General features: G+C 38.8%; 14 protein-coding genes and 1 riboswitch. Of the genes, 12 read left to right on the plus strand and 2 right to left on the minus strand.

The features are described 5' to 3' along the window. Nucleotides 1-15 precede the first annotated feature (15 nt). Nucleotides 16-726 (plus strand): CTP synthase C-terminal region-related (seleno)protein, encoded by a 711-nt coding sequence (locus tag bsdcttw_RS06390; protein ID WP_185258552.1) that lies wholly within the window; start codon nt 16-18, stop codon nt 724-726. 197 nt (nt 727-923) lie between these two features. Here the strand turns inward: bsdcttw_RS06390 and bsdcttw_RS06395 are convergent, their stop codons facing one another. Beyond that, entirely contained in the window at nt 924-1,808 is an 885-nt protein-coding gene (locus tag bsdcttw_RS06395) for a DegV family protein (protein ID WP_185258553.1), read from the minus strand. A gap of 204 nt (nt 1,809-2,012) precedes the next feature. Further along, a riboswitch (cyclic di-GMP riboswitch) is annotated at nt 2,013-2,097 on the plus strand. Nucleotides 2,098-2,537: 440 nt separating this feature from the next. On the opposite strand from bsdcttw_RS06395, the gene bsdcttw_RS06400 reads away from it, so the two are divergent. The 9 genes from bsdcttw_RS06400 to bsdcttw_RS06445 all read left to right on the plus strand — a co-directional run bounded on the left by bsdcttw_RS06400 (nt 2,538) and on the right by bsdcttw_RS06445 (nt 23,038). Beyond that, nucleotides 2,538-5,930 (plus strand): fibronectin type III domain-containing protein, encoded by a 3,393-nt coding sequence (locus bsdcttw_RS06400; RefSeq protein ID WP_185258554.1) that lies wholly within the window; start codon nt 2,538-2,540, stop codon nt 5,928-5,930. A gap of 85 nt (nt 5,931-6,015) precedes the next feature. Beyond that, on the plus strand, nt 6,016-9,297 hold the full coding sequence (locus bsdcttw_RS06405) for a fibronectin type III domain-containing protein (protein ID WP_185258555.1): 3,282 nt from the start codon (nt 6,016-6,018) through the stop codon (nt 9,295-9,297). A gap of 10 nt (nt 9,298-9,307) precedes the next feature. After that, the gene (locus bsdcttw_RS06410; RefSeq protein WP_185258556.1) at nt 9,308-10,246 is read left to right on the plus strand and encodes a hypothetical protein; all 939 of its coding nucleotides are present in this window, start codon (nt 9,308-9,310) and stop codon (nt 10,244-10,246) included. 17 nt (nt 10,247-10,263) lie between these two features. Then, nucleotides 10,264-11,178, plus strand: a complete 915-nt coding sequence (locus tag bsdcttw_RS06415) for a hypothetical protein (RefSeq protein ID WP_185258557.1) — start codon at nt 10,264-10,266, stop codon at nt 11,176-11,178. A 23-nt stretch (nt 11,179-11,201) separates the two neighbouring features. Then, nucleotides 11,202-20,786 carry an RHS repeat-associated core domain-containing protein gene (locus bsdcttw_RS06420; RefSeq protein WP_185258558.1) on the plus strand — a complete coding sequence of 3,195 codons (9,585 nt, stop codon included), beginning with the start codon at nt 11,202-11,204 and terminating at the stop codon, nt 20,784-20,786. A gap of 20 nt (nt 20,787-20,806) precedes the next feature. Next, on the plus strand, nt 20,807-21,199 hold the full coding sequence (locus bsdcttw_RS06425; RefSeq protein WP_185258559.1) for a hypothetical protein: 393 nt from the start codon (nt 20,807-20,809) through the stop codon (nt 21,197-21,199). A 699-nt stretch (nt 21,200-21,898) separates the two neighbouring features. After that, the gene (locus bsdcttw_RS06435) at nt 21,899-22,345 is read left to right on the plus strand and encodes a hypothetical protein (protein ID WP_185258561.1); all 447 of its coding nucleotides are present in this window, start codon (nt 21,899-21,901) and stop codon (nt 22,343-22,345) included. Nucleotides 22,346-22,615: 270 nt separating this feature from the next. After that, nucleotides 22,616-22,762 carry a hypothetical protein gene (locus bsdcttw_RS06440; protein WP_185258562.1) on the plus strand — a complete coding sequence of 49 codons (147 nt, stop codon included), beginning with the start codon at nt 22,616-22,618 and terminating at the stop codon, nt 22,760-22,762. Nucleotides 22,763-22,777: 15 nt separating this feature from the next. Next, nucleotides 22,778-23,038 carry a hypothetical protein gene (locus tag bsdcttw_RS06445; protein ID WP_207726499.1) on the plus strand — a complete coding sequence of 87 codons (261 nt, stop codon included), beginning with the start codon at nt 22,778-22,780 and terminating at the stop codon, nt 23,036-23,038. Between the two features lie 519 nt (nt 23,039-23,557). On the opposite strand, the gene bsdcttw_RS06450 is transcribed toward bsdcttw_RS06445, so the two are convergent. Further along, nucleotides 23,558-24,613, minus strand: coding sequence for a LacI family DNA-binding transcriptional regulator (locus bsdcttw_RS06450; RefSeq protein WP_185258564.1), 1,056 nt, complete (start codon nt 24,611-24,613; stop codon nt 23,558-23,560). 312 nt (nt 24,614-24,925) lie between these two features. Between bsdcttw_RS06450 and bsdcttw_RS06455 the strand changes: the two genes are divergently transcribed. After that, a complete protein-coding gene (locus tag bsdcttw_RS06455) occupies nt 24,926-25,846 on the plus strand; it encodes an ABC transporter permease (protein ID WP_185258565.1) in 921 nt (306 codons plus the stop codon). A 90-nt stretch (nt 25,847-25,936) separates the two neighbouring features. Next, complete coding sequence (locus bsdcttw_RS06460; RefSeq protein WP_185258566.1) at nt 25,937-26,830, plus strand: carbohydrate ABC transporter permease; 894 nt, start codon at nt 25,937-25,939, stop codon at nt 26,828-26,830. The last annotated feature ends 47 nt before the right edge of the window (nt 26,831-26,877 follow it).

Here is a 26,877-nt window from a genome sequence, read left to right on the forward strand (position 1 = left end):
TACAAGGGAACGATAGTGAAATCAAATGTCAGGATTGGTATTATTGGAGATTACGACGGCCGTCCCTCTCATCTGGCAACGGAGGAGGCTCTAAAGCACAGTGCTGCAGAATTGGAAATACAGGTGGAGTTTCAATGGCTGTCTACGGATTCCATTATGGAAGAGAAAGAAAAGCTAATTGGTTTTGACGGGCTTTGGTGTGCTCCCGGTAGTCCTTATAAAAGTATGAACGGTGCCATTACTGCAATCGAGTATGCCAGAGTTAATAGAATTCCCTTTTTAGGGACCTGTGGTGGATTCCAACATGCTGTAATAGAATTCGGCAGGAATGTACTGGGTATCAACATATTGAAAGATTATAACTTTAATCCTTATGCAGAGAATTCTTATATCAGCGCTCTGGCCTGTTCTTTGGTCGGTCAGACCAGACGTATTAATCTGGATAAGAATATACCTATCACCCGGATATTTGGTGCATATGAAATCACAGAAAAGTATAACTGCAGCTTTGGGTTAAATAAGAGCTTTCAAGACTTATTACATAAGAATGGTTTTAAGGTTATTGGTACCGATGAAAATGAAGAGGCTAGGTTAATGATGGTGGAAAGTAACAGTTTCTTTATTGTATCCTTGTTTCAACCTCAATTGAGCTCAACTTATGAACAGCCTCATCCGTTAGTTAATGAATTTTTAAAGCAATCCAGACAATTTAGCGTGGGCATTTGAAATTTGTTTGTGCAGGGAAGAAAGTTTTCAAACGAACCCTGGCCTTAGTGAAAGTGGTATTTAGAGGCTAAAAATAAATCTCAAACTTAAAAAGAAATCTCAAACTTAAAAGAAATCCTGAGTTGTTTTGAATGTCAGTAAACAGCTCAGGATTTTTATATTTAATACAGTATTAAATGTTGTTCAGGTTCATAGCCTTATCTGTCAAACTTTTTGATAAAACAGACACCAACAGCACCGGGACCTGTATAGGTACCAATCGTTACACCAATCTGGAATACGGGATAAGTAACAGGTCTTCCGATTAAGCCTTCAAGCTGTGACTGAACAGCTCTTGTATCCTCTATGGTCGTAGCATTTGCGAGACAGAAGTCATAATCCTCGTAACGTTCGTTATTCTCAGTAAAATACTCTTCCGTCATAGCAAGTATCTTATCCAGAGATTTCTTTCGTCCACGAATATTCGAATAAGGAACTAATTCCGCATCTTTTAACTGTATCATAGGTCTGATATTAAGCATTGTACCGGCAAGAGATGCTACCTTTCCGATACGTCCGCCTTTTGCCAGATATTCCAAGGTGTCAACGGTAAACATAATTCTGGCTGTTTTTTTGATCTCTTCCAGCCGGCTTACGGTATCGTCTAAACTATAACCGGCTTCTTGTAAGTATGCGGCCTGAAGTAACAGAATTCCCTGACCGGCAGTGGCCTGTATAGAGTCTATGATATGTATCTTACTATCGGGGTATTTTTCTATCAGGAGTTCTCTGGCATTTATGGCTGCCTGGTAAGAACCGCTGAACTTCCCCGTAAGACACAGACAGAGAATATCTTTCCCTTTTGTTATCTCCTGTTCAAAGGCATGAAAATAATCCATAATGGAGGGAAGGGAGGTCTTCGGGAATATCTTTTCTGTTGCCAGTTTATGATAGAATTCTTCGTTACTTATCTCTATATTTTCTTTGTAATAATGTTCCAGGTCGAATGTAATATAAAAGGGTACCAGAATGATATGATGTAGATCCAGCAATTCCTTTGGTGTATCGCAGGAAGAATCGCTGAATATCTGATAGTCGTCCATGAGTTTCTCCTTCATTGTGTTAATAGGAATATTATATCGAATCTGAGACTAAAAGTATAGTGGTAAAAATAAATGTTACTGTAGAGCATGGGAATAATTACCTATATTGATGGGCGAAATCTGGGAATTATTGTTTTGACATAATAAGACAAAATTGGTAATATGAGTAATATGGTAAGTTTTACTAATCATATACAATTGTTTTACCGATAAAGGCAAACGCAGCGAAAGCTGCGGACGCAAAGCCATGGGCCTAACCCCTGAAGGGTACGGTAGCCAGGTTACCGAAGATTACCATTACTACTAGGTAATAGTATGCCTGTATCGTTTTTTGCGATCAGGCTTTTTTATATTGTGTCTTGAGGGCACACATTCTAATGGGTGAAGTCGCCGGTCCACTCGGATGTAAGATGTATAAAGCCAATCCAATGATGTTTATCACATATTAAAGTAATCAAACAAAGATGTTCGGGATAAGCTTAGGTCTGGAAACAATCATAAAAAGAATTCTTTTAACCCCTAAATGAGATTTAGAAATACTGTAAATTAATAGTAATGAAGTCTATTTGAAATATCATCATTACTGTTCATAAATAACAATCAAGAAAGGAGATTAATAAATGAGGGAATAGTATAACTATCTACATATACATGCATGCAGAGTCCTAATTGTGGCTGTATAAACCAATAAGTTAGTATATAAAAGATAAATATATGGAGGTGGGGAAAGTGAAACAGCATATTAAAAAACTGTCAATTTTCATTTGCATCATTATGTTATTACAAGTGCTTGATATATATAATTATGTTTTTGCAGAGGGAACGGGTTATTCCGAGGAAAGCGGACAGGAAGAAGAGATTACAGGTTCACTGGACATAGAACCATCAGCAATGGTTCAGGCAGTTACACCTGCTGCTATACAGCTGCAGATGTATAATGTTGACAGAAGCGAAACCAGCAATACAATCTATGCAAATTTCAGAATTATTAATAATGGAGATGAATCGGTAAGTCTTTCTGATTTAAAAATTAGATATTATTACATGCTGGGTGGTGAGATATCCCAGAATTTCTGGTGCGATTGGTCCAGTGCAGGCACTTCAAATGTGAAAGGGACTATTATAAGAAATGACCCTCTTTATCAGGGGGCCGATACCTATGTGGAAATAGGATTTATAGACGGCAGCGGGAGTTTGGGGGCTGGCTCCAATGTTGAGATTAAAACAAGGTTTGCACGAACCGACTGGAATAATTACAAGCAGTCAGATGATTACTCCTTCAACAGTACTTCTACAAATTACCAGGATTGGAGTAAAGCAGTGGTTTATGCCGGTGGAAAAGTAGTTTGGGGTGAAGAACCTAGCATACTGATGCCGCAGATTACTTCAGCTGGTGTTAAGATGTTTAATAATGGGAGAAATGATTCGTCAACTACCATATATCCATGGTTTAAGCTATATAATACCGGAACACTGCCCTTTGACCTGGAAGATGTAAAAATAAGATACTATTACACCATTGATGGGGAAAAGGATCAAAATTTTTGGTGTGACTGGTCAAGTGCTGGAAGTGATAATGTGACGGGCACATTCGTAAAAATTCCCTTTATAGCAAACGGTCTTGATTATTATTATGAACTGGGTTTCAAGCCTGGGAGTGGTTCCTTAATTGCAGGAGACTTTGAAGAGATACAAACAAGATTTGCAAAAAATGACTGGAGCAATTATACGCAATCCAATGATTATTCTTTTAATGCCGGTGCAAGTGATTACACCGAGTGGACGAAGATAGGTGTATATATAAAAGGAAAACTGGTCTGGGGTGAAGGTCTTTTGTTTGGGGTGCCTCAGAATATAAGATCCATTGCAACAGAGAAGGAAATTAATTTATCCTGGGATCCTGTTGAAGGAGCGAAAGGTTTTCAGGTAGAGGTTGATGGGACGATTTTGAATCAAGGGATGAGTACTTCCTATGTTCAAGAAAATCTAACTCCCGGGACGTTGCATACATATAGAGTAAGAGCGGTTAACCCAATTATGAACGGAGACTGGACTGATCCTATCGAGGTTTGGACCCTGCCCGATATACCACAAAACATATCAGCTTCCGGTATGGGCAATTCTATAAGCCTTTCATGGGATTCGGTTATAGGTGCAAACGGATATGATGTGGAAGTACAAGGAGCTCCTGTTGATAATGGTTTAAATACAACCTATATACAGACGGGCCTTGATTCCAATTTACAGCAGACCTATAGAGTCAGGGCGAAAAATTCAAGCGGAGCTGGAAAATGGAGCGGTATTATTGCAAAATCAACGCTTTCTTCCGTACCATCAAATATAAAATATACATCGTCTGATAATGGAATCAGGCTCACTTGGGATTCAGCGGCCGGAGCTGATGGTTATGATGTGGAGGTTGACGGTGAGTCGATAATTTCAACTTCCGCAGCTTACTATATGCATACAGGCTTATCTCCTTATACAGGGCACTTTTACAGAGTTAGATCAAAAAATACCGGCGGAGTGAGTAACTGGAGTGAAATAATATATGCATCGACCTTATTGCAGATACCATCCAATCTGGGAGCAAGAGTTACTCCGGATGGAATTATCGTAACATGGGATGCTGTAGAAAATGCTGACGGATATGATATTGAAGTCGATGGTGTGATGATAAACAATAAAAACTTAACTTCCTATACCCATGAAGGGTTTTTGCCAAATACAGAACATTTCTATAGAGTAAGAGCCAAAAATGGAACTGCTGTCAGCGCATGGAGCGAAGAAATAACAAGGAAAACTTATACGGGTGTTCCGGCGAATTTATCAGCAAATGCAACCAGTTCAGAGATTACATTAACCTGGGATCCGGTAGTCGGGGCCCAAGGCTACGAACTTGAAGCAGATGGCACAATCATCAATACCGGAATGAATACATTTTATAATCATAAAGGTTTGCTGCCTGGATCTGTCCATAAATACAGGGTAAGAGCAAAGAATGCTGCAGGAGCGTCACAATGGAGTGAAATTGTTACAAAATCAACTTCACTTGGTACACCGTCTAATCTACGGTCAACAACCACATCAGCGACATCCATAACAATTATGTGGGATAAAGTACAAGGAGCCGATGGTTATGATGTTATGGTAGACGGAGTAATCATAGATAACGGCACGAGTACTTCCTATACCCACACAGGTTTGGAACCCGGTTCTACCCATATTTATATAGTGCGGGCTAAAAGTAGTGGGATTTCAGGAGAGTGGGGCCAGGAGCTGAGTGCATGGAGCGGTGCGATCATAACCCCAAGCAATCTGGGGATTCCAGGGAACATAAAAGCGATAGCAGCGAGCAGAAGTATTACTTTAGTATGGGATGAAGTCAAAGGGGCAACAGGCTATGATATAGAGGTGGACGGGCACTTAATGAATAATGGAAACGAAACAATGTATTTACATGAGGGATTGTTATCATTAAGTTCACATGTTTATAGGGTTAGGGCAAAAAACCTAAAAACAGTAGGGGAATGGAGTGATTTTATCCAAGCAGAGACTTCATTGGGAATACCATTAAATCTAGGAACCGAACCTCAAACAACAAAGATGGTAATTATGTGGGATCCTGTGGAAGGAGCTACAGGTTATGATGTGGAAGCAGACGGAGAGGTATTTAAAAATATTGAAAATAATAAGTACATACATGATGCCCTTCAACCAAATACAATGCACTCTTATCGCGTAAGGGCCAGAGGTAAAGAGGGTGTGGGTGAATGGAGTGAGATTATCACCGATAATACAATTCCTGAGCTTGTAATAAATATTCCGGCAGATACGATGTTTAATTTTGTCGTAGTTGCTCCTGCGAAAGAAACCTCCGGTGAAATTACGGTTACAGTAAATTATAATGCAGATGAACTTGAAGTATTAGATTTATGTGGAGCTACACAAAAATCAGATATAACGACCGGAAAGGTGGACGGAAAAAGAATTGTAATTGATGAGTTTAAAAAGGGCAGGATTGTTTTCCGGTTTCTTGATACAGACGAAACTCAAACAAATGTAATAAAGTTTATATCAAAAACCAATACACCTTCCGGTGTAACATATAGTATTGATTAGTAAAAAATATATTTTTCCCTTCCGTTTATGCCTTTGAGATTCTCCACATAAACGGAAGGAAAATGAAGAAGGTTTGGAGGTTGGGATGAAAAAATTAAAAATCATTTGTTTTATAGCTTGTATGCTTTTGCTCTCATGGACGCAATCATCATCGGTTTATGCCGGAAACAAGATTGATATCATATTTCTTATAGACAGATCAGGGAGTATGGGGTCTAGTATCAGTAATGTCAGAAATGAAATAGGGAATTTTACAGCTGCATTACAAAATCAAGGCATTAGTTATCGACTTGGCCTTGTGACATATGAAACCTATCCAACTAATTATGGCTTTACATCAGATGTTAATGTATTCAGACAGTGGCTTGATGGGGTTTATGTCGATGGTGTTAACGAGGAGGGCCTAGATGCAATAGAAGATGCAGTCCAGAATTCGGTCTTTCAAGTTGATGCTATCAAATACTTTGTTCTTATTGGAGACGAAGTAGTTACAAGTATAAGAGGAAATACCATTGAGGGAACACAAAATCTTTTGAATAATTTTGATATCACCCTCACAACAGTGGGCATAGATTACATTAAGAGTCAGTTTCAGTCTTTATCCAGTGCCACAGGCGGGCTATATCTGGATTTATACAGTGGTTTTGGAACAAATCTGACAAGTATTTTTAAACAGATACAAGCAATACCAAAGTTTGATATTATGTCTCCACCGTCAGATAGCTTTTTTGGCGGAACAAAAAATACGTTTATTCCTACCTTGTCCGTATCGGATGCGGATGGAGATGCACTGACATGTAAGCTGTTCGTTGATTCTGAGGGAACTCAGAGAGAAACAAGAACTATTACGAATACAAAAACTCCGCAGATCGTCAGCTTTAATACATTTAATGTATCTGCCCTGGGGGAAGGAAACCATACCTTGAGATTTACTGTTTCTGATGCCAGGGATACCGTACAGGGAAGTATGAGCATAAAAGTTGATAAAACTGCGCCGGTGACATCCAATGCGTCTTTTTCATCAACGGATAGTAGCATAGTGGTTTCAGGAAGTGCCGGTGATTCATTATCCGGATTAGATATAACTCCTTACCGCTTTACAGCTGGCAGTTCCTCTACCTCCTGGGGGACGAATACATCTGCGGTTTTTTCTTCATTAATTCCCAATACCCTTTATCCGGTAAAATTCGAAGCACAGGATAAGGTAGGAAATATCGCCGTAGTTCCAGGAAATATTTATACAAAGGCTCAGACTCCAACCATTACCGTGAAGAATACAGCAGAAAATGCCATCGACATTGCATTAACAGATAATAATCCGTCTGCTACTCTGTATCAGGTTGTCTCACCTCAGATACCGTCAGCGCAGTGGCAGACCGCTTCTGGAAAAGTATTGCATCTGAGTGGTTTACAGTCAGGGATTCAATATACCTTTAATGTGAAAGCAAAAAATGCAGAAAATATTGAAACTGCTCTCAGTAATCAGATAAGCTGCAAAACATTTTCAACACCGCCTTCGGATGTGGTAGTAAAGGCGGAGCGTAATGCTATGAATATTTCCTGGAGCGCAGTCACAGGAGCTTCCAGATATGAAGTGGAGCTTGACGGGGGAAGCGTAATTTCAACAGGTACGACTACATCCTATAAGCACGAAGGTCTTCAGCCTGGAACACAGCATACATACAGGGTTAGAACCATTAACTCAGCAGGAGCAGGTCTATGGAGTAAATCCTACACTCAATATACGATTATAGATCCACCGGCAACTCCTGTAAACTTTGCGGCTGGAAATGTCACAAACAAGCTTATTACACTGGGCTGGGACTGGGCCACAAATGCTTTTGGCTATCAAATCGAGATCAATGGGTCTAGGATAGTCAATATAACAGACGGTACCGCAACACAGTATGAGCTATCCACTGTAACACCAGATACATCCTATAGCTTCCGGTTACGTGCTTATAATGTAGGAGGAGAAAGTTCATGGACAGAACCTCTTAAGATAACAACCTTACCTGACCCTCCCTGCACGCCGGAAAGCATTACTACAGAAGCTTCTAAATATAAAATAAAACTGACATGGGACTCAGTGGAGAGAGCGGAAGCTTATTGGATCATGGTTGATGGAATAAAAATAGATAATGGAAAAAATACAACCTTTACACATGAAAATTTAATGCCTCTATCAGGACATACCTATCAGATAAAAGCGGTTAACAGGGGCGGAGAAAGTGAATGGAGTGAAAAAATAGATGTAACTACCTGGCCGGAGGAACCATCAACACCTACCAATATCCTTGCTACCTCAGGAAAAGCATCAATATCACTTTCGTGGTATAAGGTGCCATATGCAGCGAGTTATGAGGTGGAACTTGACGGCTCATCCATACAGAGTGTTACAGACGAGGCTTTTGTGCATGAAGGTTTAAGTGCCGGGACAAACCATACATACAGGGTTCGTGCAAAAAACATCAGCGGATATAGCGACTGGAGCAGGGAAATAACTGTTTCGTCCATACCGGCAGATAATGCAGCAGTATCTCTCACCAATATTGTCGCAGTAGTTACAACCAACAGCATAATGCTTTCATGGGACGCAAAAGCCTATGAAGGAAAGTACGATATTGAAGTTGACGGAAAGATTTATGACAACGGATTGAATACTATTTACAATCACACCGGACTTAAGCCGGATAGTTACCATACTTACAGAATCAGAGTCAGGGACAGAAGCGGCTTGGAACAGTGGTGTGCTACTCTTTCGCTATCCACTATGCCTCCGCTTCCTGATGCTCCGGTGAATATAAAAGCCTATCCAGGGAACAACTCCATTGAACTAGAATGGACCAGAGTAGAAGGAACGGAAGGTTATGACCTGGAGATTGATGGAGAAACGGTAGAGAACCTGACAGACACAGTATATAACCATATTGACTTGAAATCCGGAACCACGCATACCTATAGAGTACGTGCCAAAAATACAACAGGTGTAACGGCGTGGAGCCCATCAATAACAGTAAGTACCACCAGCCCGACCTATGTTGCAAAATGTGTGAAAGGCAAAGAGATTGAGTTTTCCATACTTGCCGATAACGTACAGGACTTTGGCAGTATGACCTTCGTTGTATTGTATGATCCAAGTGAACTTGAAATAACAGATTTGTATAAAGGAACTCCTTCAACGGATACAATGACTGACGGAAATATACCAGGGACCAATTTGATTGTAAAATACTCCGCGGGACGGATAGAAATTAAAGTAAATGAAAGTATTACGCCAGGTACATCATGGTCAGGAGAGATTACCTGTTTAGCTTTTAAGGCTAAATTTACAGGCAATTCCAAACTTGATCTGACAGTAGAATAAGGGGGAGCAAATGAAAATCTTTATATTAAGACATAAAAAAGGTATAGCTGTTGTTCTGGCTGTATGTGTAATGATTACCATGGTCCCAATGTTTGTAGGGTATCCCAGTCGTCTGCCGATCTTAGCTGCCAATTCGAACGAGCGAAAAATGGCAGCTGATATCTCAAGTTCTACCGGAGTAGATGTTGATAAAATTCTTACCCTTAGAAAGGACGGGAAGTCTTGGAATGAAATTCTGGAAGAGCTAAAAGGCAAGGGTGGAAGCACGGAAGATAGAAATCAAATGGATAAGCTCTTAACCGAAGAGGCGCTAGGAGAAAAAGATGTAAAAATGCTACTGGGTGCGGGCTTTACCAAGGAGGAAATACAACAAGCTACATTGATTGCAGAGAGAATCCAATTCCAATTACAGGAAATAACAAGCAGTAATGGTAATGAAACGATATCTGCTGTAAAAGAAATGCCGGAGACCGGTGAAGTTACGAGTGAGAATGGTGATAGTACAGCTGTTTATAAGGAACTGGAAGAAAAACTTAATATTAAAAATGCCATAACTTTAATGCTAAAATTGAAAGCTGCCTTTGGTAGTATGGAACAGGTTATGGATGAATATCTATATTCGCTGCAAGTGGATATTAATTTAGAAGATTACCTTACAGACCGTCAGGCTTATCAGAAAAAGAAAAATGATAAAAATCTCGAAGCCGGAAACAAAAAGATCATTACAATGTCTGATATCGAAAATGAAATGCTGAAAACGATACAGCAAAGTAATGTGAATAATGACACCAAGGAAGTTACAGATTCCGGTAGCAAGCCTTCTGATAATTTGGGATGGAAAGCGGATGACAAGCCGAAATCACCCCTTCCGGAGGTAACGGATGTAACTCCGAGAGATCCAGGTGAAGATATTCTGGAAGAGATACAGCAAATTAATCCCTTAAAATAGTAGTGAGGAGAAGAAAAATGAAAAAGCTTTTGAAATTATTAAGCTCAATTTTTATAGTGACACTGCTGCTTTTATCAGCTGGGGTGGCAGTATATTCAGCTGCGACCGGACAAAGTAAGAACTTATTGGCAACCCTTTCAGGTAAGGAAGCAGTGAAAAATGAAGAAGCAGAGAAAAATACAAAGATAGAGGCAGATACGAAAGTTGTTTCTGGTTTAACAGATAAGGAACCAAAGAGTACTGCTTTACCTGGCGAAACAAAGGAGGTAATCAGGTTATCAGGTAGCGTAAAATCTGAAGCAAATACTGACAATTATACGGAATTACTGGAATCGCTTAATGTACACGAAAAATACAAAAATGAAATGGACAGGTTATTGGGAGAAGGCCATAACCTTTCCGATATCCTCACAGCGTATTCCTTTCTTAATGATAAATATGGAAAGCTCCAGGAAATTGAAACCCTGGTTCAAAAAAAGGAATCGGGGAAAGACTGGGCAGATATATTCATAGGATATAACAAAAAGAATCCGGAATTCGTACCAAGATCCTTCGATGATGGTTATCTTGAAGAATTATTGAAGGTTCCGGGAATTACGGCAGATGATATCATGATAGCTGACAGGGTATCACAAAAAACGGGGAGAACATATCAGGAAGTAATGGAAAAGCGAATGGAAGGAAAGTCCTGGAAGGATATCAATGCAGGACTCGATATTGTGAATGGTGACGAGACTCTTTTGCGGGTATCTGTATCTCCTGAACAAATCGATAAATACGTCAATACTGGAATGGACAGGGACCTTGTGGTTAAAGGCTATGTTATTGCTAAGAAGTTAGGGCAGAAAGCTGATACCGTAATGAAGGAACTAAAAGAGGGGACAAAGGAAGAAGAATTATTAGATAAATATTACACCCAGAAATACTACTAAATTTTTGGAACGGGGTTAAACGGATGAAAAAGCATGTCATTACGATATTCTTGATATTAACGGTCATGCTGCTTATACCGGCAAAAGCCGTATTTGCAGAAACTTTAGAGGATAATCTAAATAATCTGGCTGGACCAACAGGTCAGTACAACACGAAACTGTCACCGGTGTATTTGAAAAATAATGCAGAAGAGGAGTCCATAAGCCCGCAAAGCGGTGAATTGACACTTCAACAAACAGATTATACACTGCCAGGCCGTAATGGTCTTAATCTGGAAATAAAAAGAATCTATAAGAGCGGTGCTTCTAATGTGAAAGATATGAAGACTGAATACTCAAATGGTGCCTGGGTAGACACCGTTTATTCCGATGCCAATACCACATCTTTTTATGAAGACAGGTATGATATTGGTATAGGAATGAGATTTTCCTTTCCGGCAATAGAGGTAAGAAAAAATTCCGACAACTCAAGCTATATGTTCCTGCATACGGAAAGCGGAGATGTATATAGGCTAAGAGCTTACCTGCAGGAAGACAAGACAATTTACCTGCCTGACGGACAGACTGTAAAGGATGTAACAGTTCAGGAAAGTACCGGATATACAAACGGACAGAAGGATGGTACCTCCAAATACGTAATGTCAGGTAAGGATGGGAAGAAAACTTACTTTTCGGAAGATGGCAGGGTGCTTGGAATCGTTGACAGGTATGGTAATACAATAAAATTCGAATATGTCACACAAAACTATACCATTGACGGAACAAACAGAACCAAAGAACTGATTTCGCGGATAACAGATACAGTCGGCAGAGTCGTAACCATTGATTATAATGAGGATTACTCTTATAAGCCGGGAGCTATAAAGAATGGAAGCTATTCGGCTGACGACAGCTACAAAGCATCCCAGAATCCGAATAGTTCAAATACAGGAGATTTGGAAGGGAAGTTTCAAGTTGTAGTTAATCTTCCCGATGGTAAAAAAATAGTATATGATAAAACGGCTGCACTTATCAGCAGTCAAAACAGCGTAATCAGAACCAGGCTCCAAAGGGTATATGACATCGATGGAAAAGTCAAATATCATTTCTGGTATGAACAGCCGGAACTTGGTTTCACCTATATGAATGGCAAGACCTATAGTGCCTATAACAAATATGAGAATCTTGTACAGGTGGATTATTGCAAGAGCAACAAGATAAAAAGATATGAATATAGCATGTATACCAAAAAGCTTAACGGAAATTCGGGCAGTATGCAATACCGTAAGATTGTGGATGTAAAAGAGCTGGAAAAGAAAGGCTTTGATGACTCTAAAACCGATTTCCTGAATAAATTTATCTGTGATGCTAAAAATCACCTGACGTATACCTATACCAATGAGGCGGATGGATTTGGTATCCCGAAATATAGTGAGGATAATACATACCTTAAGGATACCTATAAATATTATACCAAGAAGGTTGAATATAGTGATGACAGCGAAACAGGGCTTGTAACGACCCAATATACGTATAATGGTCTGCAGGAAGCAGTTCTTACAGAAGAAACAGGAAGCGATCATAAAATCGTCACAGTAACAAAGCATGATGAAATGAAGCTCCCTGTCATGACCATGCAGACCTTTTATAATATAAACGGAGCTGTACAGAGTAAACCTGCTATAAAATATGAAAATTTTAGATATGACGAATATGGAAACCTTACAAACTATACGGGACCGGAGGCCGTAAGGAATTCTGATGGGACAGTAAAGGAAAATGATCCTCATACGGTTACCTATTCTTATGATTACCAGCGGTATCATGTTCTTATTTTAAAGACCTGGCATCAGAATGAAAAAACCCTTAGTCAGATTAAGTTTACACCGGATGATAAAGGCAATATTATAAGGGAAGAGCATATAAATGCAAGTGGAAACGGTGACAGTGCACTGACTGAGTATGAATACGACAGCTACGGGAATATGATTCGTAAGACGGTTCATTCCCCTGAAAAGGACTATGTTACCAGTTATGAGTATGGCAAAGATGCCGATGGAGTGGACCAGAAAGGCGTTTTTCTTACCAAACAGTATGCGGTGGTAGATGGTGCCGAGGTTTCCCAGTCATATTCGTATTATTTCAATACCGGAAATAAGAAAGCGGAAGTGGATGGTAACGGAAATAGAACCGAGTATGGGTATGATTCTCTTGAAAGGCTTATCAGAGAAACATTTGCCGATGGAACCACCAAACAATATTCCTATACGGACTCTGTAGGTAAAAATAGCACGATTGAATACACTGATCCGAAAGGAAATAAATTCCTATATGAATATGATGTTTTAGGAAATCTTGTAGCCTACAGCATATATGATAAAAACAAATGGGTTAATCTGGAGAAAACGGAGTACGACTATAGAGGGAATAAACGAAAGACTATCGATTCTAATGGGCAAAGTACAAGATTTACATATGACAGCGCAGACCGGCTAGTAAAAAAGGAATATTATGAAAACGATGTAACACGCAAGGAAAGTCTATCCGTAAGCTACGAGTATGCTTCAGATGCTGGTTTGTGGCAAACAGTGGCAATTACCGATGAAGAAGGGTATCAAAAAAAGTATAGTTATGATATTCTGAACAGGCTTATAAAAGAAGAGATATCTCCTGTAAAAGACAACACCGTGATAGATGCAACTATCTACACTTATGATTATGAGGGAAATCAAACCAGCGTCACAGATGCAAAAGGTTATAAAACACAGTTTGTATATGACGGACTTGGAAGAATCATTGAGAAGACAGATGCATTAAACAACAAGTCACTGCTCACATATAGCAATACCGGTAAGGTGTTAACTACAGAAGAGCCGGGAAACAGAACTACACAAAGCATATATGATGCTGCAGGAAGAATTACAGAGGAAAGAGTGTCCCTAAAGGGCTCGTCAGATTACGATTATACGAAGTATTCTTATGATAACGCGAACAACATTACCAAGCTTTTGCAGGGAAAGGTATCAAATGGAAAAGACAGCAGATCTTCTCTAAGCGATTATGAATATAATTCAATGAATCGCATTACTAACGAGTATAAGCATATAGACACCAATAGAAGCGGGCATATCCGTTATACCTATGATAATAACGGTAATAAGCAGGAGGTCATGGAATTCATAGATACAGCCGGAACCAAATATATCAGAGAGTCATACAAATATGATTTTCATGATAAAGTTGTGGAAGAAGAGAAATCCATGGTCGGATATGCCGGATTAAAAGTTACCGCGGAGCAAGGACATTACAAAAGGGCATACATTCTTGATTATGAAGGGAATATTCTGAGCGAAACAACCTATAACGGAGATACTCAGGATACGGTTATATATACCTATGACTACCGAAATAGAGTGTTGACGAAGTCGGAACCGTATACTTCTGATGGTATGACAAAGACCAGCTCCTACCAGTATGATAAAAAGGGTAACCTTGTGAAACAAACAGTAACCCGCACAGTAAACGGCAGCGAACAGAACTGCTCAACAATATATACCTATGACGGTCTCGGAAATCTCACAGGTGAATCAGACCCATACGGTTATACCACAAGATATATCTATGACGCGAACAATAACTGCATAAAGAAAATTGATTCCCGCTACTACAATCAACCTACTGATACGGCTCCGGGAACAGAATATGAGTATGATGCCTTGAACCGGCTGGTACAGACCACTGTCTTTGACGGCACAGGCAGAACAGTTATTGCCTATAATGAATATGACGGCAGAGGAAATATAATTAAGAGTGTTAACGGAGAAGGATATAATGCATCAAACCCATCAGCATCCATTGGCAGTTTGTATGAATATGATGCATCAAACCGCGTTATAAAGTTTATTTCCGCACAGCGGGCTGTAAAGGAATATACCTATGACGGCTCCGGGAGGGCTCTCTCAGAAAAAGATGGGATGGGCGGAACCACAACCTATGAATATTATTTAAATGGTATTTTAAAAAGTAAGGTTTCTCAGGATGGTATTGGTGAGAAGTATGAGTATGATCTTACCGGTAATGCAGAGATTTTCAAAACAGACAGAGCAGGCTTTAAGACAGCCATATATAATAATGTATTCGGAAGTCCTTACAGAATAGATTATCCGGACGGAACGACCGAAATTTTCAACTATGATGAGAAGGGACAGAAGATTCAAAGTACCGATAAAGCAGGTAATTCAAAGTACTTTGAGTACGATCCATCCGGAAATCTTATTTCGGAAAAAGATTTTATACGTTCTGCGGACAATTTTAGGTACTATAAGCAGACTACTAACAGCTATGACAAATCAAACAGTTTACTATCAAGTGAAACATGGGAGCTAAAGGTACCTGCTGCAGGCGGTCAGAGTATCAGGACATCTGTAGGAGACCAGGTAAGCTATGTTTATGATAAGCTGGGAAGACTGATATGTACATCCGGTCCAAACGGGCGGGAAACTCTTAACACCTATGACCGGATAGGAAACTTGGTTTTAAGGGAACAAAAGGTTTCAGAAGGAGATTATAATGCTACGGAATTCACTTATGATATACAGTCAAGGGTTACCAATACTGCTGTAATGGTAGAAACCGCTGATCTGGATATGAACCTTATTGGTGATGCCAAGCCCGGAGAAGGGAAATACGCTTCAAGAATAAAGGCGCAAACCCAAAATGAATATGACAGCACCGGTAAAATTAAGAGCACTTTAGATGCAAACGGTAACCTGACGGAATATGGATATGATCTTGATGGAAGATTAGTTAAAAAAACAGACGCCCTGGGAAATACCACCTTATATACCTATGACCTTAACGGAAATCTGATAGAAGAAAAGAATGCAAGAGGGATTTCTACCTTTTATGAATATGACAGCTTAAATAGGCTTATTCGTAAAAAAGCTCCTGCAGCAGGTGAAGGCGTCGCAATTACACGCTATATTTACGACAATATGGGAAACCTTATCAAAGAAATTGCCCCGAATAATTATCAGGCCGAAAAAGATACAGATGAGCAGGCTGCGACCATGAAGGGAATTTCCTACACTTATGACAGTATGAACCGGAGACTGTCTTCTATCTCTCCGGAAGGTAAAGTACTTCAGGTACTCCGATACGACAAAAACGGTAACCCTGATAAGATGGTGGATGGCTTACGCTATAACGGCGATATTGACTCCTCCAAAGGAACAGTATATACCTATGATGCCCTGGGACATGTAACTGCACAGGAAGACCCGCTTGGGAACCAATCACTCTATCAGTATGATGTACGAGGTAACCTCATAAAACAGACAAATAAGAGGGGAAATACCACACAATATGAATATAATACGGATGAAACACTGTTGAAGGTAAGCTATGCCGATGGCGGAGTCATAGAGTATCTCTATGACCTGTTGGGTAGAAAGATTGAAGCAAAGGATCAACGGGGATTTGTAACTACCTATGCCTATAACGCCTTTGGAAGTCTCAGATATGTGAAGGATCCCTACGAAAACAAGGTAGAGTATAAATACGACCTGAACGGTAACATGGTCACGCAAAAGGATAAGAACGGCAGTATGACCACTTACCTCTATGATGCCAGTAATAGAGTAATCGAGAAAAGACTGCCATTGGATAAAGATGGCAGCGGCAGCGTAATTTATGCAAGAGAAAAATATTACTTTGATGAGGTGGGCAATCTCAAATCACTTATACGGACAGGAACAAAGGACAAGACCTCGACGCGGACCACAAACTATACTTATTATGATAATAATCTTCCCTATACTACAACGGATGACAGTGGAGCAAAATCCATAAACAGCTATGACCTGAACGGAAATCTCATAAAGCTTGAAAGACTGAGATCAAAAGATACGGAAGGTAATGCCATCTATCATATACAAGAATCTGTATATGATGATAGTAATCGCCTTATAAAGAGCATAAAACTGGCGGACAAGCAGGATATATACGAATTTGAGAGCCTGCCTGGTTCCGGGTCACTTACAGATAGCAGGTATGAGGGCAGAGTTAGACTAATAACTGAATATGAGTACGATTTATTAGGAAATAAGACGAAGGAAACCAGCCCATCAGGAAATATAACTACTTATACTTACGATTTTATGAATAGGGTGCAGACGGTATCCAGATTAGTAAACAGCAATCTTACAAAAATAAGTTACAAGTATGATGCGGAAGGGAACAAAACAGGCGAAATTAATGAGCGTGGGTTTGAAAAAGGTTACACTTATGATGTCGTAAACCGATTAAAAACAGTTACGGATGCCACCGGTTATACCTTCACCTATAACTATGACCTTGCCGGTAATAAAATCAGTGACACCAATGCAAAAAACAGTACAATAACTTACAGCTATGACAAGCTGAACAGACTCAAAACTACCACGGACCCCTTCGGCATTGTTATAAGCACCAGGGATTATGATGTAAATGGAAACTTGGTAAAGGAGTATGATGCAAAAGGTAATCCTGAGCTTTACAGCTATGATCTGGCTGGGAGACTTGTGAAGATAACCAGCCGTGAGGGAAATGAAACAAGGTATGAGTACAACCATTACGGAGAGAAAGTCAAGGTCACGGACGGTCTTGGCAATCCTACCTCATATGAGTATGACGGTGCGGGAAGACTTATCAGGGTCACAGATGCCAATGGAATAAAAACCGCTTATACTTATGATCTGGCAGGCAATAAGCTCTATATGACGGATGGCCGCGGCAAGACAACCACTTATACTTATGGAGCCTTAGGCAAATTAAGATCCGTGAAAGATGCAGATGGCGGAGTCACACTGTATCAGTATGACCTTGAAGGCAATGTAGTCCAAATGACTGACAGGAATGGATACCACACAGACTACATCTATGACAGCCGGAAGCTACTTCTTAAGAAAAATGTAGAGGAAACGGCTGACAGTATCTCTTATAGCTATGATGCAGCAGGTAACAGAACAGGTATGTCGGATGAAAGCGGGGATACTGTCTATACCTATGATGCAAATAACAGACTGACTGTGATAAAGAAGAAGGGGCAAACGCAGATAAGCTATACCTATGATCAGATTGGAAATATAGTAAAGGTTATTGATGCAGCAGGAAATGTCACCGCTTACACCTATGACAAAGCAAGCCGTATGGAAACCGTGACTTTTGAAGGAGGGAAGCTCACCTACCAATATGATGAGAACGGTAACCGAAGCTCCCTTACCTATGACGGCGGTGTGAAAGAAGTATACGAATACAATAAGGACAACAAGGTCATAACCCTAGTTAATAAGAAAGCGGGCGGAGATGAAATATCACGCTATCGCTATACCTATGATGGGGCAGGCAGGCAGACAACAAAGACCGATAACTATGGAATTACAAACTATACCTATGACAAGGCAGGTAGGATACTAAAGGTCGACGGTCCGGGTAAGATTGATATTTATGCTTATGATGGCGCCGGAAACCGTATAGCAGTAAACGAAACCTACAAGTCCCTGCAGCCTTCCGATTTTGTTGACGACATATCGGGAAAAGATGTACAATATATCTTAAAGAAGACGGATTACACCTATTCCAATGCAGGTAAGCTGCAAAAGCTGGTGGAGAGGATGTATGATGATTCGAATAAAGAAGTGCTGCGTAAGACGGTCAATTACTATTATGATGGCAACGGTAACGAACTGAGTAATACGGCAAGCTGGACGCATCCCCATAATATCAAGCTGAGACAGTCGACGAAAGGGTCTGTGTATGACGAGAACAGTGAGAACGGGACTGACCTGTTGATAGACCGAACAAACAACACCTTTGACGGCTTTGACAGACTTGTAAATACAGAACACATATCCACAGGGGCAAGATCCGAAACAGCATTCTTGTATAATGGTGATAATCTAAGAGTAAGTAAAACCGTAAAAAAATCAACCGGTGGATATAAGGAGGAAGTAACCAATTACCTGTATGACAGACAGAATGTCATACTTGAGACAGATGCAAACAACAAGGTAAGAACAAGATATGTAAAAGGCATCAACTACATAGCAAGTATCAGTGCAGGAGACATAACGTCCTACTTCCTGTTCAACGGACATGGGGATGTGGTACAGACCGTAGATAAAACAGGAGAAGTGCAGAATAACTATGACTATGATATCTGGGGAAATCCTACATTAGTGGTTGAGACAGCAGAATGCGCCATCAGGTATGCGGGAGAATTCTATGATTCCGAGACCGGTCTGTATTACCTGAGGGCAAGATATTATGACCCTTATATCGGAAGATTCCTGTCGGAAGACAGCTACTGGGGTGAAGATGATAATCCGCTGAGCCTGAACCGATACACCTATGCCCACAATGACCCTATACAGTATTTAGACCCGACCGGGCATGCGGTATTAAAGAAAGGTGCAAAGGGTGACGGAGTAGTAGCGGTACAGGAAATGCTGAAGGACCTTGGATATAATATAGGGACCAAGAGTCCGGATGGAGTCTTTGGTGCCAAAACAGAAGCAGCCATCATCAAATTCCAGAAGGATTATGGTCTGAAAGCAGACGGAATCATTGGAAATCAGTCACTAACGGCACTTAAGACCTTGTCAAGTATAGAGAAGAACCCGTATATGCCAGATTATGCAAAAGACTCCGCAAGGGATTCTATTGCAACTGCCAAGACAGGTGATATAAAGGATGGCACGATACTGATGCCTGAGAAGGCAGTTAACAAGGCCTTAGAGAATGTGTCGACTGTAAGAACGTCAACCAACGGAGGTTCGGTGCAGACTGAGGTAAAAGACAATAAGATAGTAATAACCTCAGCAACGCTAGGGAAAACGAATGCAAATGGAACCGAAGTTAAGGTAACACCGGGAAAAGACATACGTGCTGATTCGGATAAGGACGTTGCGAAGTTTTCGGGTAAAGTAACGGCAGAAGATAAAAAACTGGAAACGGTAAAAATCCAGACTAAAACAACAACAGATACAACAAAATCAACGTCAACACCTCCGAAGAAATCCGTTGATGATAAAGGAACGGGGAATACTGATGGATCAAATAACAAACCTAAAACGCAGCAGGAAAGTTCATTTGTATTTAATCCGAGTGGCGTGATAGCGGTAACAGGAGGAATGTTTGTTGAAGAACAAGTGGCAAAAGTAGCAGTATCTAATCCGTATGTAGCAGCTACTGCCATCCTGACAGGAGTTTTTACGTTCTTATGGCCGGCTCAAAAAGTTAATGTAGGCGAAGATGAATTGTTAGCTGAGGCGAAAAAGACTGATCAGAATGCTGAGGAAGTGGGTAAGAGCGGAGACAAAACGTATGGAGATGGTGATTATCCTAAAGACCCAAGTGAATTAGTTGAGCAAGGATGGAAGGATGTGACCGACCCTAGAGATAAATCAGGGAATAAAACATATGAGAATCCAGAGACAGGTGAAAAGGTAAGGTATGATGGAAAAGGGGATGGCGAAGGGCACTATCATAGGTATAATCCAGACTCAACAGGACCAAACGACAGATACCTTGATAAAAATGGGAATCCAGTACGTGATGGTTCAAAACCTTCACATTTATATCCGAATTAAGAATGGAGGAATAGAATCAAATGAGAATATATGAGTATTTTGAAAAAAATTCTTTTCATGACAGTTATATTTCTCAAGTTTATTATGACACAAAGGGAATACTTAGGATAATAGTAGTGCAATTGTTAAGTGAACTGAACATTGATTATTGTAGTATTAAAGATGTTAATACTGACGATCAAGTTGAGATTGAAGTAAGATTGACAGGAATTGATTATATTTGTCATGAAGATAGGGATTACTTAGATTCAGAAATAACTTCTGTCGAGGTGGGAAGTATTAATGGCAATGAAGTTATTCTTGTTAGACTATATAATTATAGCGGTGGTATGGTATACAGGGAAATATATATTAGAGGAAAGAATATGCAAATAGAATACGAAGTTTTAAGAAAAGTTAGCGATACGAACTAATAATTTATTCTTTTTTCGAAATATATATTATAATTAATCTACTTTTCTTCGCTCACGTTTATGACATGGGAAATTTGAACCATATTGGCCACATAGCTTCGGCTGTTGTGGCCCTTTTCAATATTGGAAAACAAAAAGGTAATGCTCCGCGTGATAATCAAAAACAAAATGAGCAAACAGATAAAATTGCCCGAGAATATCGTATATGGTATGTTGAAAAATCATACCTAATACCGTATGCCAGAACTACCCAAAGAGAAAGCAATGCGATATACTTTAAGAAAGATTTGGAAATGTAACGACACAGAACACCGGCAATCTAAGTGTTTTAATAAAGAAGAATATTTAAAGGTTATAAAATTTAGTTGTTAATGCCAAGGGAGCGGATAAGAGTAATTTACCAAATAATGGAAGAAACTCCACCAGTTAACGCAGGTAAGCAAGGAAAGCATGTCCAAGGCATCAAAATGATATGGCAAGTAAATCTCAATGGATAACAGGCGAAAATGGTGTTGACGAAACACAAGAGACTTGGCAAAATGGTACGGAGTTACCGGATGAGACTAGAGTAAGGGATACAGGTAAAGTAGTTGGACAAAATGGTGAAACTGAGTAAGAGTTTCTGTTGATAGTGATGGAAATATACACGGACATCCAGTAAATCCAGGCAGATATTTAAAATAATTACAAGGAGAGCATATGATAAAAACTAATATTGGAAATGTCGACATTTTAATCAATGGACAGAGCTTCGATTATGAACCAATTAAACTACCTAATGTAGGAAAACAATATAAAGTTGATGGACGTTATAAAGTTGTAGTAGATAATATTGCGGTTAATGATGAAACTGTCATAGAATGCATATTACAAAATCAAGACACATTGCCTCTAAAGATAAATATCGAACCAGGTGAGGACTTAGCGTTACTAAGTTTTATGATTGACAATATGAAACTTAGTATAGGGGTACAAGGCGATATACCAAGTATATTGTATGATTATTTAAATGATAGGTTACGTATAAGATTAACAAAATATGCTTCGATAATGAAACTTGACATTAATATTGCATGGATAACAATGGATAACATTGAAAAGGAAAAGATATATACATGGTTTGCAGCTGACCCAACTGCAGAATAATTTAAATTAATAAATTTTATACAAGGTCACAGTTAAGGCTGTTGTGGTCTTATTTATTACTAGAAAAAATTAATATTCTACAGTTAGATAAATATATGACATAAGGGTTATGATGTTGTGCCATCACTAACATCTAACAATCCAAACCATGTATCAATTATTACCCATGGAGGACAAGCATTAACTGACATGGAAGCAGTGAACTTACAGAGCACATTTAACATTAAGCAAAACCCATCAAAATAATTGGAAGTTAACAAGGAGGTTATAGTGGATAATCAAAAAATAATGGATAAAATATCCATAGATAGTAATTTTAACTATCTAGGTTTTGAAAAGCCAGCTTTATCAACATTTGATATTGAATATTTTACGATTAAAGAAGGAGATATAGTTATTGGCTATCAAGATGAATAAGAATGGGAAGGAATAGTGAGATATGATTCAACACTTCCCAATGAAATGAAATGGTATTTAGAGTTAAACTTACAAAAAGAATATGGTGTTTCAAATGAAAGAATGGAAGGGAGAGATGAAGGGGCAAAGTCAGCAATTCCAGTAGGAGAGATAAGAGGAGAAATTGCAGTTGTCACCGCGATGCTTAATGATGGAATGGATATTGATACAGTTAAGAGATATACACGACTATCTGAAACACGGCTAAAGAATATTTTGAAAAATTTAAATAGATAACCTTTATAAAAGGTCACGTAGTTTCGGCTGATGTGGCCTTTTTTTCATCCATTTCTGTTCCAGTGGAGCTTGGTAGTTTTGGCAGTAATGGTTGTTTCTGATGGAGGCATGGACAGGTCAATATTAACATTTGGATAATAAGACAGATGGTACCATTTCAGATAGTCCATCTATTCCTGAGAGTGATGAGTATTATATATTCAAAATTTAAGATGGGCCAAATGATGTTTCGATAATTTGTCAGCAAGTAGAATTGAAAAGTCAAGCATAGAGAATTCCCTGTATATGCCGGTTTCTGCGAAAGCCTCCGCAAGGGCATCTATTGCATCAGCCAAGACGGGTGACAAAAAGATGACATGATACTGATGCCTGATAAGACATTCAACAAGGCGTTAGAGAATGTATCAACGGTAAGAACGTCAACTAACGGAGGTTGCCTAACGACTTTTATTTTTTATGGAGACAGCATTGATATAATGAGTACACAGCTAATTTTTTTGAAAATTTCTTTAATATTGTTTAAGTTGAATCTGCATACCTGGTTGATTCACGGTATATAACATTTGTTTTGATATAAGTAATCCTATATGGCATATCTGGAAATTCAATTCTTGAAAAAATCATATCAGCGGCGATATATCCCATAGATTTGCTGGGAATATTTACTGTAGAGAGTGCAGGTTCTGTAATTTGCGACTCAATCGAATTATCAAATCCACAAAGTAAAATATCTTCCGGTACGGAATAATTTAGTTTTCTTAAGGCCTTTAATGTTGATATTGCTAAGAAATCATTGGCACAAAAGAAAACCTGCGGAAGCTGTGGCAGGGCAGTGATTCGTTTACTCAACCATTCTGCATCCATATAAGGGCTTGAATCATTGTCCAAAATGCAATTGGATGGATTAACAGCAATATGATAGTCGTTAAGCACGTCACAATATCCTTTCCAACGTTCATAAAAAGAATTGCAATTATAACGGTCTCCCACAAATGATATGCTGCGGTATCCTTTTTCAATTAATTCTTTCAGCATGACATAAACACTTCCGTGACTTTCCATGTAAAGAATATCTGAATCCAGATTCAAATCAGAAATATTAGCGGCTGTGTCCACAAAAATAGTCGGAATACCCTGCTTACATAAAAATTCGCTGTATGTACGGGAAAAAAGTTCAATACAGATAATTCCGTCCGTATTTTCATAATTAAAATTAGCCGGCAGGAGAAAGGAATCAATTTCTGTATCTCCGATTGTATAAATGGACAGGCGGTATCCTTTACTGCTGATTTTTTTTTCAAATGAGTTTAAAAGGCTTGAACAAAAATGAGAATTGCCAATTAGAGAATGTGTTAGCAAAGCAATTTCCTTATTACACAGGGGAGTTGTCGTAGTATTCTCTTGTTCCGATGATGGGGCAAAAAATTGTCTGTATCCAATTTCAGCAGCTTTTTGTATGACCTTTTCTCTTGTTTGCTCAGAAACAGAACCGGTTCCGTTTATGACCTTTGATACAGTATTTCTTGATATTTCTAATTCATTGGCAATATCAAGAATAGTAATTCTTTTTTTCATATGATTATCATTGCAATTATTTCTTACATTAAAACTCAAAAAATTGCAAATCCTTTCTTTAAAGTAGTTAGTGTTACATTTGTAATCATGCTTTTAATATTATGTTAAGTCGAGAAATAATTCTATATAAAAAATCCACAAAATTATATTAAATTCAGTAAAAAAAACAAAAATAAGTGTGCAAATGCAAACATTGTAAATAACTAATTGTATATAATGTAAAATTAGTAGTTGACAAATGAAGCTATTAATGTTACTATTGCATCATGATAAAGCTGATGTGATAAGATTAAAGATTTATAAGGAGCTGCAATGGAAAAAAGAAAAAAGAGAAGCAAAAATAGTTCCAGCCTTATGTACATAAAGAAAAACTGGCAATTATATGTGGTGTTCATGATGCCGGCATTTTTACTAACATTGGTATTTAAATATCTGCCAATCGGCGGAATATTAATGGCTTTTAAAGCTTATAATCCAAGACTAGGTATATGGGGAAGTAATTGGGTGGGTGTGAAAAATTTCAGCAGATTTATAAGTTCACCTGATTTTGCGGGGTATCTGCTGAATACCTTAAAGCTGAGTATATACGGATTACTCTGGGGGTTTCCGGTACCGGTTATTTTAGCTCTATTACTAAACCGTATTAACAGTAAAAAGGTAAAAAAGAATATACAGCTTGTTTTATACGCACCTAATTTCATATCGGTTATTGTACTTTGCGGAATGGTATTCATATTTTTATCACCTATCGGGCCGGTTAATAAGATATTGGGTACAAGCATTAATTTTATGACAATGCCTGAGGCTTTTCGTTCAATTTATATAGCAAGCGGGATTTGGCAGGGAGCAGGATGGGCATCCATCATGTATACTGCTGCACTTTCAAATGCAAGTCAGGAACTTACGGAAGCCGCAATCATAGACGGTGCTGATGTCCTGCGGCAAATAAGACATGTGGACATACCTGCTATTAAATCGATAATCGTAATTCAATTTATCTTACAGGCTGGTAACATTATGAGTCTTGGCTTTGAGAAAGCGTATGCGTTGCAGACTTCTATGAATATACCTGCTTCAGAAATTATTCCAACATATGTGTACAAATTGGGTCTGCAGTTAGGAGATTATAGTTTTTCAACAGCAGTCGGATTGTTTAATTCTGTTATCAATGTAATATTGCTATTAATGGTCAATGGAATTGTAAAACAATTTAATGAAGGTGAAGGATTATAGAAGGACGTAAGATTGTACCTGCGAAATTTTTTTCAACTATGGATTCAGGAATATTCAATTTAAATTTGGATATTCACGGAAGGGGTTAATATGAATAAAAAGTTTTCGAAACTATCGAAAAAAGATCAGATTATATTGGGGTTGGGATATTTACTGATGGGGTTATTTGCGCTTGCTATTATCGTTCCGCTTATCTTTGTAATTATTGCTTCTTTTATGGATCCGAATGTTTTAAACAGCAAAGGTATTAGCTTTAATGTAGCACACTGGTCTTTGGATGGGTATCACAGGGTACTTGAAAATAAAATGATCGGAAAAGGTTTTCTTAATTCCATCCTCTATTCTGTCAGTTTTTCGATGCTATCAGTTGGTGTGACATTGTTTGCAGCATATCCTCTATCTAAATTGGATCTGGCAGGCAGGAGGTTTTTCAATACATTTTTCGTTATTACCATGTTTTTTGGCGGAGGCTTAATGCCTACGTATTTGTTAATTAATAAGCTGCATATGGTAAATACCATTTGGGCAATCATTGTACCTAATGCAGTGAATGTGTGGAATATCATCTTGGCAAGAACGTATTTTCAATCCGTTCCCGGAGAGTTAAGAGAAGCATCTTCTGTAGATGGTGCCTCCGATGTTCTTCATTTCTATCGTATATTAATGCCTGTATGCAAGCCTATTATTGCTGTACTGATCTTGTGGCAGTTCGTTGGAATGTGGAACAGTTACTTTGATGCCATGATTTATTTGGAGGATTCCTGGCTTCAGCCTCTGCAATTAGTATTAAGGTCAATATTAATTCAAAATACACCGGATCCTGGGATGGTCGCTGATATCCAAAGTGCAGCGGAAATGTCAAAACTGGCTGAATTATTAAAATACTCAACAATTGTAGTATCAAGCTTACCCTTATTAATAATGTATCCATTCTTTCAAAAATATTTTGACAGTGGAGTTATGGTAGGCTCTATCAAAGGTTAATCATTTTGACATAAAAGGTTATAAGGAAGAAAGATTAACAGCAGTAG

Origin of the sequence: Anaerocolumna chitinilytica, from assembly GCF_014218355.1 — a bacterium.
Lineage (GTDB): Bacteria > Bacillota > Clostridia > Lachnospirales > Lachnospiraceae > Anaerocolumna > Anaerocolumna chitinilytica.

Bases quoted from the DNA above. Each gene is read 5' to 3' on its own strand.
- bsdcttw_RS06425 (WP_185258559.1), top strand. From the start codon at position 20,807: ATGAGAATATATGAGTATTTTGAAAAAAATTCTTTTCATGACAGTTAT.
- bsdcttw_RS06420 (WP_185258558.1), top strand. From the start codon at position 11,202: ATGAAAAAGCATGTCATTACGATATTCTTGATATTAACGGTCATGCTG.
- bsdcttw_RS06460 (WP_185258566.1), top strand. From the start codon at position 25,937: ATGAATAAAAAGTTTTCGAAACTATCGAAAAAAGATCAGATTATATTG.
- bsdcttw_RS06395 (WP_185258553.1), bottom strand. From the start codon at position 1,808: ATGGACGACTATCAGATATTCAGCGATTCTTCCTGCGATACACCAAAG.
- bsdcttw_RS06405 (WP_185258555.1), top strand. From the start codon at position 6,016: ATGAAAAAATTAAAAATCATTTGTTTTATAGCTTGTATGCTTTTGCTC.
- bsdcttw_RS06435 (WP_185258561.1), top strand. From the start codon at position 21,899: ATGATAAAAACTAATATTGGAAATGTCGACATTTTAATCAATGGACAG.
- bsdcttw_RS06450 (WP_185258564.1), bottom strand. From the start codon at position 24,613: ATGAAAAAAAGAATTACTATTCTTGATATTGCCAATGAATTAGAAATA.
- bsdcttw_RS06410 (WP_185258556.1), top strand. From the start codon at position 9,308: ATGAAAATCTTTATATTAAGACATAAAAAAGGTATAGCTGTTGTTCTG.
- bsdcttw_RS06455 (WP_185258565.1), top strand. From the start codon at position 24,926: ATGGAAAAAAGAAAAAAGAGAAGCAAAAATAGTTCCAGCCTTATGTAC.
- bsdcttw_RS06415 (WP_185258557.1), top strand. From the start codon at position 10,264: ATGAAAAAGCTTTTGAAATTATTAAGCTCAATTTTTATAGTGACACTG.